The 12,177-nt window shown below is 72.0% G+C and carries 11 protein-coding genes; 1 reads left to right on the top strand and 10 read right to left on the bottom strand.

From position 1 onward, the window contains the following. Window positions 1-79: 79 nt before the first annotated feature. Window positions 80-376, bottom strand: coding sequence for a DUF3039 domain-containing protein (locus tag ACGFNN_RS00335; protein ID WP_362546802.1), 297 nt, complete (start codon window positions 374-376; stop codon window positions 80-82). A 30-nt stretch (window positions 377-406) separates the two neighbouring features. Beyond that, a complete protein-coding gene (locus ACGFNN_RS00330; protein ID WP_362668091.1) occupies window positions 407-967 on the bottom strand; it encodes a YqgE/AlgH family protein in 561 nt (186 codons plus the stop codon). Window positions 968-1,264: 297 nt separating this feature from the next. On the opposite strand from ACGFNN_RS00330, the gene murA reads away from it, so the two are divergent. Next, window positions 1,265-2,605, top strand: a complete 1,341-nt coding sequence (gene murA / locus ACGFNN_RS00325; RefSeq protein ID WP_006124927.1) for a UDP-N-acetylglucosamine 1-carboxyvinyltransferase — start codon at window positions 1,265-1,267, stop codon at window positions 2,603-2,605. Between the two features lie 420 nt (window positions 2,606-3,025). Here the strand turns inward: murA and ACGFNN_RS00320 are convergent, their stop codons facing one another. From ACGFNN_RS00320 to ACGFNN_RS00285, 8 genes are all read right to left on the bottom strand, one after another. After that, complete coding sequence (locus tag ACGFNN_RS00320; protein WP_003968811.1) at window positions 3,026-3,307, bottom strand: HU family DNA-binding protein; 282 nt, start codon at window positions 3,305-3,307, stop codon at window positions 3,026-3,028. A 396-nt stretch (window positions 3,308-3,703) separates the two neighbouring features. Continuing rightward, window positions 3,704-5,137, bottom strand: a complete 1,434-nt coding sequence (locus ACGFNN_RS00315; RefSeq protein ID WP_362668088.1) for an NAD-dependent malic enzyme — start codon at window positions 5,135-5,137, stop codon at window positions 3,704-3,706. Window positions 5,138-5,630: 493 nt separating this feature from the next. Further along, window positions 5,631-8,003 (bottom strand): HelD family protein, encoded by a 2,373-nt coding sequence (locus tag ACGFNN_RS00310; RefSeq protein WP_393551460.1) that lies wholly within the window; start codon window positions 8,001-8,003, stop codon window positions 5,631-5,633. A gap of 84 nt (window positions 8,004-8,087) precedes the next feature. Then, window positions 8,088-8,927 carry an anti-sigma factor family protein gene (locus ACGFNN_RS00305; protein WP_393551458.1) on the bottom strand — a complete coding sequence of 280 codons (840 nt, stop codon included), beginning with the start codon at window positions 8,925-8,927 and terminating at the stop codon, window positions 8,088-8,090. After that, window positions 8,924-9,517, bottom strand: a complete 594-nt coding sequence (locus ACGFNN_RS00300) for a sigma-70 family RNA polymerase sigma factor (protein ID WP_362546818.1) — start codon at window positions 9,515-9,517, stop codon at window positions 8,924-8,926. The genes ACGFNN_RS00305 and ACGFNN_RS00300 overlap by 4 nt, the downstream gene beginning before the upstream one ends. A gap of 122 nt (window positions 9,518-9,639) precedes the next feature. Further along, a complete protein-coding gene (locus tag ACGFNN_RS00295; RefSeq protein ID WP_393551456.1) occupies window positions 9,640-10,248 on the bottom strand; it encodes a CGNR zinc finger domain-containing protein in 609 nt (202 codons plus the stop codon). A 91-nt stretch (window positions 10,249-10,339) separates the two neighbouring features. Beyond that, entirely contained in the window at window positions 10,340-10,903 is a 564-nt protein-coding gene (locus ACGFNN_RS00290) for a GNAT family protein (RefSeq protein ID WP_362668079.1), read from the bottom strand. 56 nt (window positions 10,904-10,959) lie between these two features. Then, complete coding sequence (locus ACGFNN_RS00285) at window positions 10,960-12,105, bottom strand: uroporphyrinogen-III synthase (protein WP_393551454.1); 1,146 nt, start codon at window positions 12,103-12,105, stop codon at window positions 10,960-10,962. Window positions 12,106-12,177 lie beyond the last annotated feature (72 nt).

Here is a 12,177-nt window from a genome sequence, read left to right as displayed (position 1 = left end):
GCGTCGTGGCGTGCCCCGGGGGCCGTGGTCAGGTCAGGTCAGGCGGGAAACGGGGAGAGGTAAAAGGGTGCCGGGCGGGCTACTTCTTGCCGCCGTCCTTGCCCTTGCCCTTGTCCTTGTCGCCTCCGGCGCCCATGGACTCGTAGATCTCTTTGCACATGGGACAGACCGGGTACTTCTTGGGGTCGCGCCCCGGGACCCAGACCTTGCCGCACAGTGCGACCACGGGAGTGCCCTCGAGGGCACTCGCCATGATCTTGTCCTTCTGGACGTAGTGGGCGTAGCGCTCGTGGTCGCCGTCGCCGTTCGACACCTGCGGCGTCGGCTCTACGAGGGTCCCCGTACCTGCCCCGCGCTCGGGCTCAAGAGTGCTCATAACTGCCAAGCGTACTGAAAGCTCCGTGCATCAGTTCAGCGAAGGGTCGTCCGGATACGTGGCGATCATCGCCAGCTCGCTCCGCTGCCTGCGCAGAACCGCGCGCCAGAGATTCTCGGGGTGCGGCGAGGAGACGTCGCCCGGCTCCGACTCCACCACGTACCAGGCGCCGTCGGTGAGCTCGGTCTCCAGCTGGCCGGGCCCCCAGCCGGCGTATCCGGCAAAGATCCGCAGCGAGGCCAGGGCGGCTCCGAGCAGCTCGGGAGGGGCTTCGAGGTCGACCAGGCCGATCGCCCCGTGGACCCTTCGCCACCCCAGGGGGCCTTCGTCCCCGGGGATCACCGCGAGCGCGAGGGCGGAGTCCAGGGAGACCGGGCCGCCCTGGAAGACGACGTCCGGTTCACCGGTCAGCCCGGCCCAGGAGGCCAGGATGTCCGCGACGCCGACCGGGGTCGGGCGGTTCAGGACCACGCCGAGCGAGCCCTCCTCGTCGTGGTCGAGGAGCAGCACCACCGCACGGTCGAAATTCGGATCCGCCAGGGCGGGCGCGGCCACGAGCAGCCGTCCTGTGAGCGAGGACACCTCCGTCATGGCACAGATGATCCCGCATTCCCGCCCTCCGCGGGGACCGGGCGCCCGGTCTCCTCGCCGCGGGGGCGCGTCCGCAGCTCAGGGCGTACGGAGGCGCGCCGGGCACGCGGGGAGCGCACGCCCGCAGGGGTCCGGAAGGGCCGGGCGGGACGGTGACCCTCCGCAAGGCGGGGCGAGCGGAACGTATCGGGCCGCGTTCAGGTTGTCCGTCCCGCGCCGGGCGGCCTACTGAAGGGGTGCCGGAGCCCATTACCCTTTTGATGGCCCCCTGCCCGACCACTCCGGAACGCGAGATACATGACCGGCACAGACGATGTCCTGCTTGTCCACGGCGGAACCCCGCTGGAGGGCGAGATCCGCGTCCGAGGCGCCAAGAACCTGGTGCCGAAGGCAATGGTCGCCGCGCTGCTCGGCAGCGGGCCCAGCCGACTGCGCAACGTGCCCGACATCCGCGACGTGCGGGTCGTCCGCGGGCTCCTGCAGCTGCACGGCGTGACCGTCCGGCCCGGCGACGAGCCGGGCGAACTCATCCTCGACCCGTCGCACGTCGAGAGCGCGAACGTCGCCGACATCGATGCCCACGCGGGCTCGTCGCGCATCCCGATCCTGTTCTGCGGCCCCCTGCTGCACCGGCTCGGGCACGCCTTCATCCCGGGTCTCGGCGGCTGCGACATCGGCGGCCGGCCGATCGACTTCCACTTCGAGGTGCTCCGCCAGTTCGGCGCGACCATCGAGAAGCGCGCCGACGGCCAGTACCTGGAGGCCCCGCAGCGCCTGCGCGGCACCAAGATCCGTCTGCCGTACCCGTCGGTGGGTTCCACCGAGCAGGTGCTGCTGACCGCAGTTCTCGCCGAGGGCGTCACGGAGCTGTCCAACGCCGCCGTCGAGCCGGAGATCGAGGACCTCATCTGCGTCCTGCAGAAGATGGGCGCGATCATCTCGATGGACACCGACCGGACCATCCGGATCACCGGTGTCGACAAGCTCGACGGTTACACCCACCGGGCCATCCCGGACCGGCTGGAGGCCGCCTCCTGGGCCTCCGCGGCCCTGGCGACCGAGGGCAACATCTACGTGCGCGGCGCGCAGCAGCGCTCGATGATGACCTTCCTCAACACCTACCGCAAGGTGGGCGGCGCCTTCGAGATCGACGACGAGGGCATCCGCTTCTGGCACCCGGGCGGCGCGCTCAACGCGATCGCCCTGGAGACGGACGTCCACCCCGGCTTCCAGACCGACTGGCAGCAGCCGCTGGTCGTGGCCCTGACGCAGGCCGCCGGTCTCTCGATCGTCCACGAGACGGTCTACGAGTCCCGGCTCGGCTTCACCTCGGCGCTCAATCAGATGGGTGCGCACATCCAGCTGTACCGCGAGTGCCTCGGGGGCTCGGACTGCCGCTTCGGCCAGCGGAACTTCCTCCACTCGGCGGTCGTGTCCGGTCCGACGAAGCTCCAGGGCGCGGATCTGGTCATCCCCGACCTGCGCGGCGGGTTCTCGTACCTGATCGCCGCCCTGGCCGCCCAGGGCACGTCCCGGGTGCACGGCATCGACCTGATCAACCGCGGATACGAGAACTTCATGGAGAAGCTCGAGAAGCTCGGCGCGAAGGTCGAGCTGCCGGGCGGCTCGCTCGTCTGAGGCGTACGCGCCCCGGCGCGCACAGCGCTGCCGCACACAGCACTGCGCACCCGCACCACCCGTGAAGACCGCCGCCCCGGCCCCGTACACACCGTACGGACGCCGGGGCGGCGGTCTTGTGCCGTGGTCGCTCCCCGCTCCCCCGCCCGGTGACCGCACGTCACCGCCCGCCTTCCGGGCCGGACGCGTGAGGGCACGGGACCGGCAACCGGGGCACGGGCCGCAGAACGCCCGTACAGGGCCGAACGAGGCGCCGCGCCTCCCGGGGGCCGGGCAGCGCGCCGCGAAGGCCGCAGCCAGCCTCTCAACGCCCGCACGGCCGCTGTGCGGAACGGTGAACGCCCCGTACGGGTGCCCGGGTACGCCGAAGGGCGGCCGCCCCGGTGGGGGACGGCCGCCCTTCCTGACGCCTCGGGGGACTTACTTGCCCTTGGCGGCTTCCTTGAGCTTCGAGCCCGCGGAGACCTTCACGCTGTAGCCGGCCGGGATGTTGATCGGGTCGCCGGTCTGCGGGTTACGAGCGGTGCGAGCGGCACGGTGGGTGCGCTCGAAGGTCAGGAAGCCGGGGATGGTGACCTTCTCGTCGCCCTTGGCGACGATCTCGCCGACGGTCTCGGCGAGGGCGGCCAGAACGGCGTCGGCGTCCTTGCGGGTCACCTCGGCACGGTCGGCCAGGGCGGCCACCAGCTCACTGCGGTTCATGTTTGTACTCCCGTGTTCTTCTTGCCTGTGAGGCGTGAGATCGAAGCCGATGCTGCCAGGGCCCTCTGACAGTCCCCGGACCCGGGTCTGATGTCAGACCCTCGCGCCCGAATACGCATCCTGCCCCCACCTGCGGCGCTAACGCCAATCCGGACCCCCCGACGTCATACGAAAACCACCACCACGTGGCCGTGATGACGTTCCGTCGACTTGTCGGAGCGGTACGCAGCGGATGCAGGGCCTGCGGGGCTCGCTGCCCGCCCACCCTAAAGGGGCGTTTGGGACGCCGCGACCCGCGACGCGCCGTACGAAGCCGTACGGACACGCCCGTACGCGGGCGGGGGCGCCGTCGGCGGGAGCCGTGGCCGGCCCCCGCCGACGGCGCGGTGCGGGATGCTACGCCGGGTCGCCCGCGGCCTCGGCGACCCCGGCCGCCTTGGCCGCCTCGCGGACGGCGCCCGCGACCGCTCCGGCGACCTTGTCGTTGAAGACCGAGGGGATGATGTAGTTGGCGTTCACCTCGTCCTCGGCGACGACGTCGGCCAGGGCGCGCGCGGCGGCGAGCATCATCTCCGTGTTGACGGTGCGGGACTGGGCGTCCAGCAGACCGCGGAAGACACCCGGGAAGACCAGCACGTTGTTGATCTGGTTCGGGAAGTCGGAGCGGCCGGTGGCCACGACGGCAGCCGTCTCGCGGGCGATCGCCGGGTCCACCTCGGGGTCCGGATTCGCGAGCGCGAACACGATGGCGCCCTCCGCCATGGCCGCCACGTCGTCACCGTCCAGGACGTTGGGGGCGGACACGCCGATGAACACGTCGGCGTCGACGACGGCCTGCTTGAGGGTGCCGGTGACACCCTCCGGGTTGGTGTTGTCGGCGATCCAGCGCAGCGGGGAGTCCGGGGTGGCGTCCACCAGGTCCTCGCGGCCGGCGTGCACCACACCGTGGATGTCGGCCACGACCGTGTGCTTCACGCCGGCGGCGATGAGCAGCTTGAGGATGGCCGTGCCGGCGGCGCCGGCTCCGGACATGACGACCCGTACGTCGCCGATCCCCTTGCCGACCACGCGCAGGGCGTTGGTCAGGGCGGCGAGGACGACGATGGCGGTGCCGTGCTGGTCGTCGTGGAAGACGGGGATGTCCAGGGCCTCGCGCAGTCGCGCCTCGATCTCGAAGCAGCGGGGCGCGGAGATGTCCTCCAGGTTGATGCCCGCGAAGCCGGGGGCGATCGCCTTGACGATCTCCACGATGGCGTCGGTGTCCTGGGTGTCCAGGCAGATCGGCCAGGCGTCGATGCCCGCGAAGCGCTTGAAGAGGGCCGCCTTGCCCTCCATGACGGGCAGCGAGGCCATCGGGCCGATGTTGCCCAGGCCGAGCACCGCGGAGCCGTCGGTCACCACGGCGACGGAGTTCCGCTTGATGGTCAGACGGCGCGCGTCCTCGGGGTTCTCGGCGATGGCCATGCAGACGCGCGCCACACCGGGGGTGTAGATCATCGAGAGGTCGTCACGGCTGCGGATGGGGTGCTTGGACGCCATCTCGATCTTGCCGCCGAGGTGCATCAGGAACGTACGGTCGGAGACCTTGCCGAGGATGACGCCCTCGATGTCGCGCAGCCCCTCGACGATCTCGTCCGCGTGCGAGGTGGAGGAGGCCGCGATCGTGACGTCGATCCGCAGCTTCTCGTGGCCGGAAGCGGTCACGTCGAGGCCGGTGACCGAGCCACCGGAGGACTCCACGGCCGTGGTGAGCTGGGAGACCGCTGTGCCGCTCGCGGGCACCTCCAGCCTGACCGTCATCGAGTACGAGACGCTGGGCGCCGTTGCCATGGCCGAGTCCTTCGCTTTCCTGAGCTTCGTTGCCGCACGCGGATGGCCCGGGGGCCCCGTACGTGCGTTCCGATGGTCGCACCTACCGGCCGGTAGCAGGTAATGACTGCCACCTTTCGGAAACTTTTTTCCACCATACGAGAAGTGGCGGTTGTACGTAACCCCGGAAGGCTGTGAAAACGGCTGTGCGAACCGACGGGCCCGAACCGGCCACGTCCCGGGTGCCCCGTGCGGGCACGGACGGGGCACCCGGGGAAACAGAAACAGACCCGCGCCACCAGCAGGTGACGCGGGTCTGTCTTCTCACTCAGGTGGCACCGGCCCGCCATGCTCGCCTCGCGGCAAGTGGTCGCTCGTAGCGACGAAGGTTGGGCCCGGGGGCTTGGATCGAACCGGTGCCGCCACCAGGCTAACAAACACCCCGGAGAAGTGATTCCTGTGCGACGTGTTGACTCGGAGAAGTCCTCCGCACGCGCGGCCGCCTTCCGCGGTCTCAGTCCCGCAGCAGGTCCGGAACCCCGTCCTCGTCCGGCATGTCGCGCTCGCCGGAGACGACGGTGAGCTGTTGCGTCGCACGGGTGAGAGCCACGTACAGCACGCGCAGCCCGGCCGGGGACTCGTCGGCGATCTCCGCGGGAGAGACCACCACCGTGGCGTCGTACTCCAGCCCCTTCGCCTCCAGGCTGCCCAGCGCGACGACCCGGTCCCCGAGCTCCGCCAGCCAGGCGGCCGCCTCGGCCCTGCGGTTCATCGCGACGACCACACCGACGGTGCCGTCGACCTCCGCCAGCAGCCTGCGGGCCTCCTCCCGCACGGTCGAGGCGAGATCGCCGTCCCGCACCCGCTCGAAGCGCGGCACCACACCCGTCGAACGCACCGCCGACGGGGACTCCATCCCCGGCATGGCCAGCGCCAGCACCTTGGCCGCCAGCTCGGCGATCTCGGCCGGGTTGCGGTAGTTCACGGTGAGGGTGAACCGGCGCCGCGGCCGGTTGCCGAGCGCCTCGTCGCGGGCCGCGGCCGCCTCGTCCGGATCGGACCAGGAGGACTGGGCGGCGTCCCCGACGATCGTCCAGGTCGCGTGCCGACCACGGCGTCCGACCATCCGCCACTGCATCGGCGTCAGGTCCTGCGCCTCGTCGACGATGACGTGCGCGTACTCGGTGCGCTCCGCGGCCAGCCGCTCGGCCCGCTCGCGCTGCGTCTCCTCGCGCTGCGGCATCAGCTCCTCCAGCCCCGTGAGCTGGTCCAGCGGGTCGTACTCGCGCTTCTTCTTCGGACGTGCCGGGCTGCCCAGCAGCGTCTGGAGCTCGTCCAGAAGCGCCACGTCGTGGACGGAGAGCGGGCCGCCGCCCGCCGCGTCCAGCCGTCTCAGCGAACGGGCGAGGCGGCGCACCTCACCCTGGTTGAGGATCCGGCGGGACCACTTGCCGAGGCGCCGCTCGTCGGCCATGGCCACCAGCACCTGGCGCGGGGTCAGCTCAGGCCACCAGGCGTCCAGGAAGGTGAGGAAGGGGGTCTCGGTGGACACGTCCTCGTCGAACGACGAGCGCAGCTCCGCCGCCAGTTCGGGATCGGTGTAGCGCCCCCGGCCCGACGACTTGTTCCACAGGGCGTCCAGGAGGAGCTTGCGGGCGCGCGGGCGCAGCAGGTTGACCGGGGCCGTACCGCCGAGGACGTTGTGCCGGATCCGCCGGAGCTCGTCGGCCTCCAGCTCCAGCCGGGCCCCGAAGGCGACCACACGCAGCCGGGTGGGCGTGCCCGGCCCACCGGCCTCCTCCTCCCCGAGGGCGAGCTGCCCCGCCTGGGCGGCGGGCCTGGGCGCGGACTGTTCGAGGGCGCCCCGGGAGGCCTTGCGCAGCACCTGGAGCATCCGGGACGAACCCTTGATCCGGGCGACGGCGGGCTCGTCGTAGACGGTCGCCCCCTCCGGTCCTGCGGCCTCGTCGGAGAGCGAGCCGACGGCGCGGATCGCGACCTGGCCCTCCTCGCCGAGCGACGGCAGCACCCCTTCGGTGTAGGCGACCAGGAGCGGGGTCGGCGAGACGACGAGGATGCCGCCCGAGTAGCGCCGGCGGTCCTGGTACAGCAGATAGGCGGCCCGGTGCAGCGCCACCGCCGTCTTGCCGGTGCCGGGTCCGCCGGAGACCTCGGTGACGGAGGCGGCGGGCGCCCTGATCACCAGGTCCTGCTCGGCCTGGATCGACGAGACGATGTCGCGCATGGTGTGGCTGCGGGCCTGGCCGAGCGCGGCCATCAGCGCCCCGTCACCGATGACGGGCAGCGCGGCGCCGTCGAGGAAGGCGGTCAGCTCCGGGCGCATGAGGTCGTCCTCGACCCCGAGGACCCTGCGGCCCTTGGAGCGGATGACCCGGCGTCGGACGACCCGGCCGGGCTCCTTGGGCGTCGAACGGTAGAACGGCGCGGCCGCCGGTGCCCGCCAGTCGATGACCAGCGGCGCGTAGTCGGAGTCGAGGACTCCGATACGGCCGATGTGGAGCGTCTCCGCGATCTGCGCGGTGCTGTCCTCCCCCACCGCGTCGTCGGCCGCCTCGACGGAGGTGAAGGCGCCGTCCGGGCCGCGTTCGCCGTCCTTGCCCCGAAGCAGGTCGATCCGCCCGAAGAGGAAGTCCTCGAACTCGTTGTTCAGACGGTTGAGATGCACCCCGGCGCGGAAGACCTGGGCATCCCGTTCGGCGAGCGCGCCCGGGGTGCCTACCTGGCCCCGTTTGCCGGCGTCCCGCATGAGAAATTCCGCCTCGTCGATCTTCTCTTCGAGACGGCGGTAGACCCGGTCCAGATGTTCTTGCTCGGCACCGATCTCCCGGTCCCGCAACGAATCGACAGCGGCATCCTGCGCGGCCACCGAGGCCCCCTTCTGACGTGCATCGGGCAGCCGTCAACCGTACGCGAAAGGAGGGCCCGGGCGCACCTGCCGCCCAGGTCGCGTTTACGCGTCGATCTCCACCAGCCGCTCGCCGTCGAAGGTGCGGACCTCGAAGTGGTCGATCTCCCCGCGCGCCATCGCCGTGCCGCCGTGGACGTACAGCGGGTGCTGCCCGCTCTCGTGGGCGGAGCCCTGGATGCCGTAGCCCCACTTCGGCACCGACCAGGAGGTGACGACCTCCTCGTCGCCCGCCTTCGACACGGCGACCAGACTGCACTTGCGCGGGCCGCTGACGTTCTTCAGCTCCAGCACCGTGTGCGTACCCCAGGTCTTGGCCTCCAGACCGACCGTGGCGTCCACCCGGGTCACGGGGTCGGTGGCCTGTCGCTTCTCCTCCATGTGGTGGAAGAACGCGTCCTCGGCGGGGCTGGTGGGATGCGGGTCGGCCGCCTCGGTCCGCCGGCCGCTCTCGTCACCGCCCGTGGCGGTGACCGCGGCCACCGGGCCGCCGATCACCAGGACCGCCGCGGCCGCGACCAGGTAACGGGCGCGCCTGCGCCGCCGGGACCGCTTCCGGGCGACCTCGTCCACCAGCCCGTCGAGCATCCGTGGCGCGGGAGTGACCGGGGCGCGCGGTACCGCCTCCGGCGTCCCGGCCAGCGCCGCGAGTAGGGGCTCCATCCCGGCGAACTCGTCCAGGTGGGCGGCGCACCGCGCGCAGCCGTCGAGGTGCGCCTCGAAGGCCCTCGCCTCGGCGTCGTCGAGGATGCCCAGCGCGTAGCCGGCGGCACCGTCGTGCCCCGGTTCCCCGGGCGGGAATCCGGGGGGCCGCCCCGGGGGGTCCGCCGGTACACGGGGACCGGCCGGCCGGTGTCCGAACGCTTCCCATTCGTCGTCGTTCACGCCGTGATCCCCCTCTCCTCGAGTGCGAGCTTCATCGAGCGCAGCGCGTAGAACACCCGGGACCGTACGGTGCCGCTGGGGATGCCCAGGACCTCTGCCGCCTCGTTGACCGTACGGCCCCGGAAGTACGTCTCGACCAATGCTTCCCGGTGGGCGGGGCTCAAATCGTCGAGCGCCGCCGACAGCGTCATCAGCCACAGTGCCTTGTCTATCTCGTCCTCCGCGGGAATGACCTCCAGCGGCGACGGATCGACCTCGCGCGGCCGGGCCTGCCGGCTGCGGTGGTTGTCGATGACGATGCGCCGGGCGACCGTCACCAGCCAGGGTCGGACGGAGCCGGTGGCCCGGTTGAGCGAACCGGCGTTCTTCCAGGCGCGGATGAGCGTCTCCTGCACCACGTCCTCGGCCCGCTGGCGGTCGCCGGCGACCAGACGGAGCACGTAGGCGAGCAGGGGGCCGGCGTGTTCGCGGTAGAGCGCCCGCATCAACTCCTCTTCGGGGACCGCGGAGTGAGGACGCGAAGGCACACCACGATGCCGTGCCCTGCGCGGACGGTCATCGGCCACGGCCGCATCCTTACGCACCCGCACCTCCCGGTCGAGACCTTGTCGAGCTCTGTGGCCATCGGTACGTAAGCGGGGCGTGGTTCATTCAGATTCGGGGCAACTTCCTTTCACGGAAGGCGTTCCGGGACCGCCGGCGTCACTCCGGATCACGGCGCGGCCTTCGTGCGGCGCCGGTGCCGGGCCACCCGTTCCCGGTTGCCGCAGACCTCGCTGGAGCACCAGCGGCGGCGCGAGCCCCGTGACGTGTCCAGGTAGAGCCGGCTGCACTCGTCCCCCTCGCAGCGGCGCAGCCCGGCCCGCGCGTCCGGGTCCGTCAGGAGGTCAACCGCGTCCCGGGCGACCGCCGCGAGCAGGGCCCCGCACGCGGGGTCGGCGCTCAGCGCGCGTACGAGTGTCCCGCCCTGCCCTCGGACGGCCCGCAGGCCCGGCGGGGCCCCCGCCGCCAGTGTGTTGACCCGTGCCAGTGCGTCGTCGGCCCTGCGGCCCGCGAGCTGGGCCCCCATCAGCCGGTCCAGCAGCGCCCGCAGGCGTCTGAAGCGCGCCACCCAGGTCACGTCCACCGCCCCGAGACCGGTCCCGCGCGGGACCAGCCCGGAGGTGACCAGCCAGTCGGCGAGGTGTGCGGGTGAGTCCAGCCGCTCGCGCCCGCCGGGCGTCGCCGGGGCGGTCGCGATCAGATCCAGGCAGAGCCTGCCGGAGTCGAACCGCCTGGAGGCGCCCTCGGTGCCCGCCGTGCCCTCTGTGCCCGCCGTCATGGCGTGTCACCCCCAGGGAGGAGAGTCACCCCCCAGAGTGCCCACATCCCGCCCGCCCGGGAACCCCTCCCGGCGGGTGCCGTACGGTGGTTCAGCTCTCCGGAGGACCGTCGTGCAGGATCCGCTGGAACATCCGGTGGTCGCGCCAGGCGCCGTTGATGTGCAGATAGCGCGGCGCGGTGCCGTAGAGCTCGAACCCCGCCTTGGCCAGGACCCGTTGGGAGGCCGCGTTGTCGACGACGGTCCCGGCGGCGATCCGGTGCAGTCCCAGCCCGTCACGCGCCAGTTCGCAGACTCGGTTGACGGCCGCGGTGGCCAGGCCCCGGCCGGCCCGGTCCACATCGATCCAGTAGCCGAGCCGGGCGTTGTGGAACGCGCCGCGTTCGATGGAGGCGAGGGTCATCGCCCCCACGACCAGGTCCTCCTCGTCGGCCAGCACCCAGGGCATGGCGCGCCCCGCGTCCCGGTCGGCCAGGAGTCCGGTCAGCCTCCGGGTCTGGCCCTCCGTGGTGTAGAAGGCCTCGGGCCGCACGGGGTCCCAGCGCCGCATGTACGCGCGGCTGCGGGTCAGGGTCACCGCGAACGAGGCGGCGTCACCGAGAGCGGCGGGCCTGAGACGGACCCCTTCGGCCAGGGGATGGCTGTCGTCGATCATCCCGGCACCGTACCGGGGCCGGGTCCCGGCCACGCGGGGGCGTCCGGGACCGGCCGTCAGGAACCGTCGTACTTGGAGTCCGCGGAGGGGTCCAGCGCCAGCCGGTACCCCCGCTTGACGACCGTCTGGATCAGTCGCGGAGCCCCCAGGGAGGTGCGCAGCCGGGCCATCGCGGTCTCCACGGCGTGCTCGTCCGTGCCGCTGCCGGGCAGGGCCCGCAGCAGATCGGCGCGGGAGACGACCCAGCCCGGCCTACGGGCCAGGGTGTGCAGCAGCGCCATACCGGCCGGGGGCACCGGGCGCAGCGCCCCGTCCACCAGCACCGCGTGGCCCCGGATCTCGACCGTGTGGCCGGCGACGGGCAGCGTGCGGGCACGGGCGGGCAGTTGGGAGCAGAGCACCTGGACGAGCGGGCCGAGCCGGAAGCGCTCCGGCTGGACGGTGTCGATCCCCTTGGCCTGGAGGGGCAGGGCGGTGACCGGCCCCACGCAGGCGCTCAGGACGTCGTGGCTCAGGGCGTCCAGCACCTCGGGGAGCATCCCGCGGGCCTCCGCCCTGTTCAGGTAGGAGGCCACGGCGGGGGCACTGGTGAAGGTGACGGCGTCCAGGCCCCGGGCGACCGTGATATCGAGCATGCGGTCGAGCGGGGCGATGTCCTCCGGCTCCATCCACCGGTAGACGGGTACGCCGACGACCTCGGCGCCGGCCGCCCGGAGCGACTCCACGAAGCCGGGCAGCGGCTCACCGTGCAACTGGAGGGCGACCCGGCGGCCGGACACCCCCTCCTCCAGCAGCCGGTCCATGACCTCGGCCATCGACTCCGACTGGGGCGACCATGCCTCGGTGAGTCCGGCCGCCCTGATGGCGCCCTTGACCTTGGGGCCGCGGGCCAGGAGTTCGACTCCCCGGAGCAGGTCGAGGAGTCCGTCGCCGATGCCCCAGCCGTCGGCGGCCTCCACCCAGCCCCTGAAGCCGATCGCCGTCGTCGCGATCACGATGTCGGGGGCGTCGTCGATCAGTTCCTTGGTGGCGGCGAGGAGTTCGCTGTCGTCCGCGAGCGGCACGATCCGCAGGGCGGGGGCGTGCAGCACCGAGGCACCGCGGCGCGTGAGGAGCGTTGCCAGCTCCTCCGCGCGACGGGCTGCGGTCACCCCGACCGTGAAGCCCGCCAGGGGCCCGTGCTGTGCGTCGTCGTCGTGCATGGCGTGATACCCGGCTCTCGTCCCGCTGTTGCTCGATGATGCGGAGGACCGAGACTGTCAACGCCTCGTGAC

The sequence above is a fragment of the Streptomyces sp. NPDC048590 genome (genome assembly GCF_043199535.1).
In the GTDB taxonomy this organism is placed as follows: domain Bacteria; phylum Actinomycetota; class Actinomycetes; order Streptomycetales; family Streptomycetaceae; genus Streptomyces.
Note: the sequence above shows the minus strand (reverse complement) of the source record. Positions and strands in the feature narration are given on the sequence as shown.

Coding starts and splice junctions, on each gene's coding strand:
- ACGFNN_RS00320 (WP_003968811.1), bottom strand. CDS start 3,307: ATGAACCGCAGTGAGCTGGTGGCCGCCCTGGCCGACCGTGCCGAGGTG.
- murA (WP_006124927.1), top strand. CDS start 1,265: ATGACCGGCACAGACGATGTCCTGCTTGTCCACGGCGGAACCCCGCTG.
- ACGFNN_RS00315 (WP_362668088.1), bottom strand. CDS start 5,137: ATGGCAACGGCGCCCAGCGTCTCGTACTCGATGACGGTCAGGCTGGAG.
- ACGFNN_RS00330 (WP_362668091.1), bottom strand. CDS start 967: ATGACGGAGGTGTCCTCGCTCACAGGACGGCTGCTCGTGGCCGCGCCC.
- ACGFNN_RS00285 (WP_393551454.1), bottom strand. CDS start 12,105: ATGCACGACGACGACGCACAGCACGGGCCCCTGGCGGGCTTCACGGTC.
- ACGFNN_RS00335 (WP_362546802.1), bottom strand. CDS start 376: ATGAGCACTCTTGAGCCCGAGCGCGGGGCAGGTACGGGGACCCTCGTA.
- ACGFNN_RS00290 (WP_362668079.1), bottom strand. CDS start 10,903: ATGATCGACGACAGCCATCCCCTGGCCGAAGGGGTCCGTCTCAGGCCC.
- ACGFNN_RS00295 (WP_393551456.1), bottom strand. CDS start 10,248: ATGACGGCGGGCACAGAGGGCACGGCGGGCACCGAGGGCGCCTCCAGG.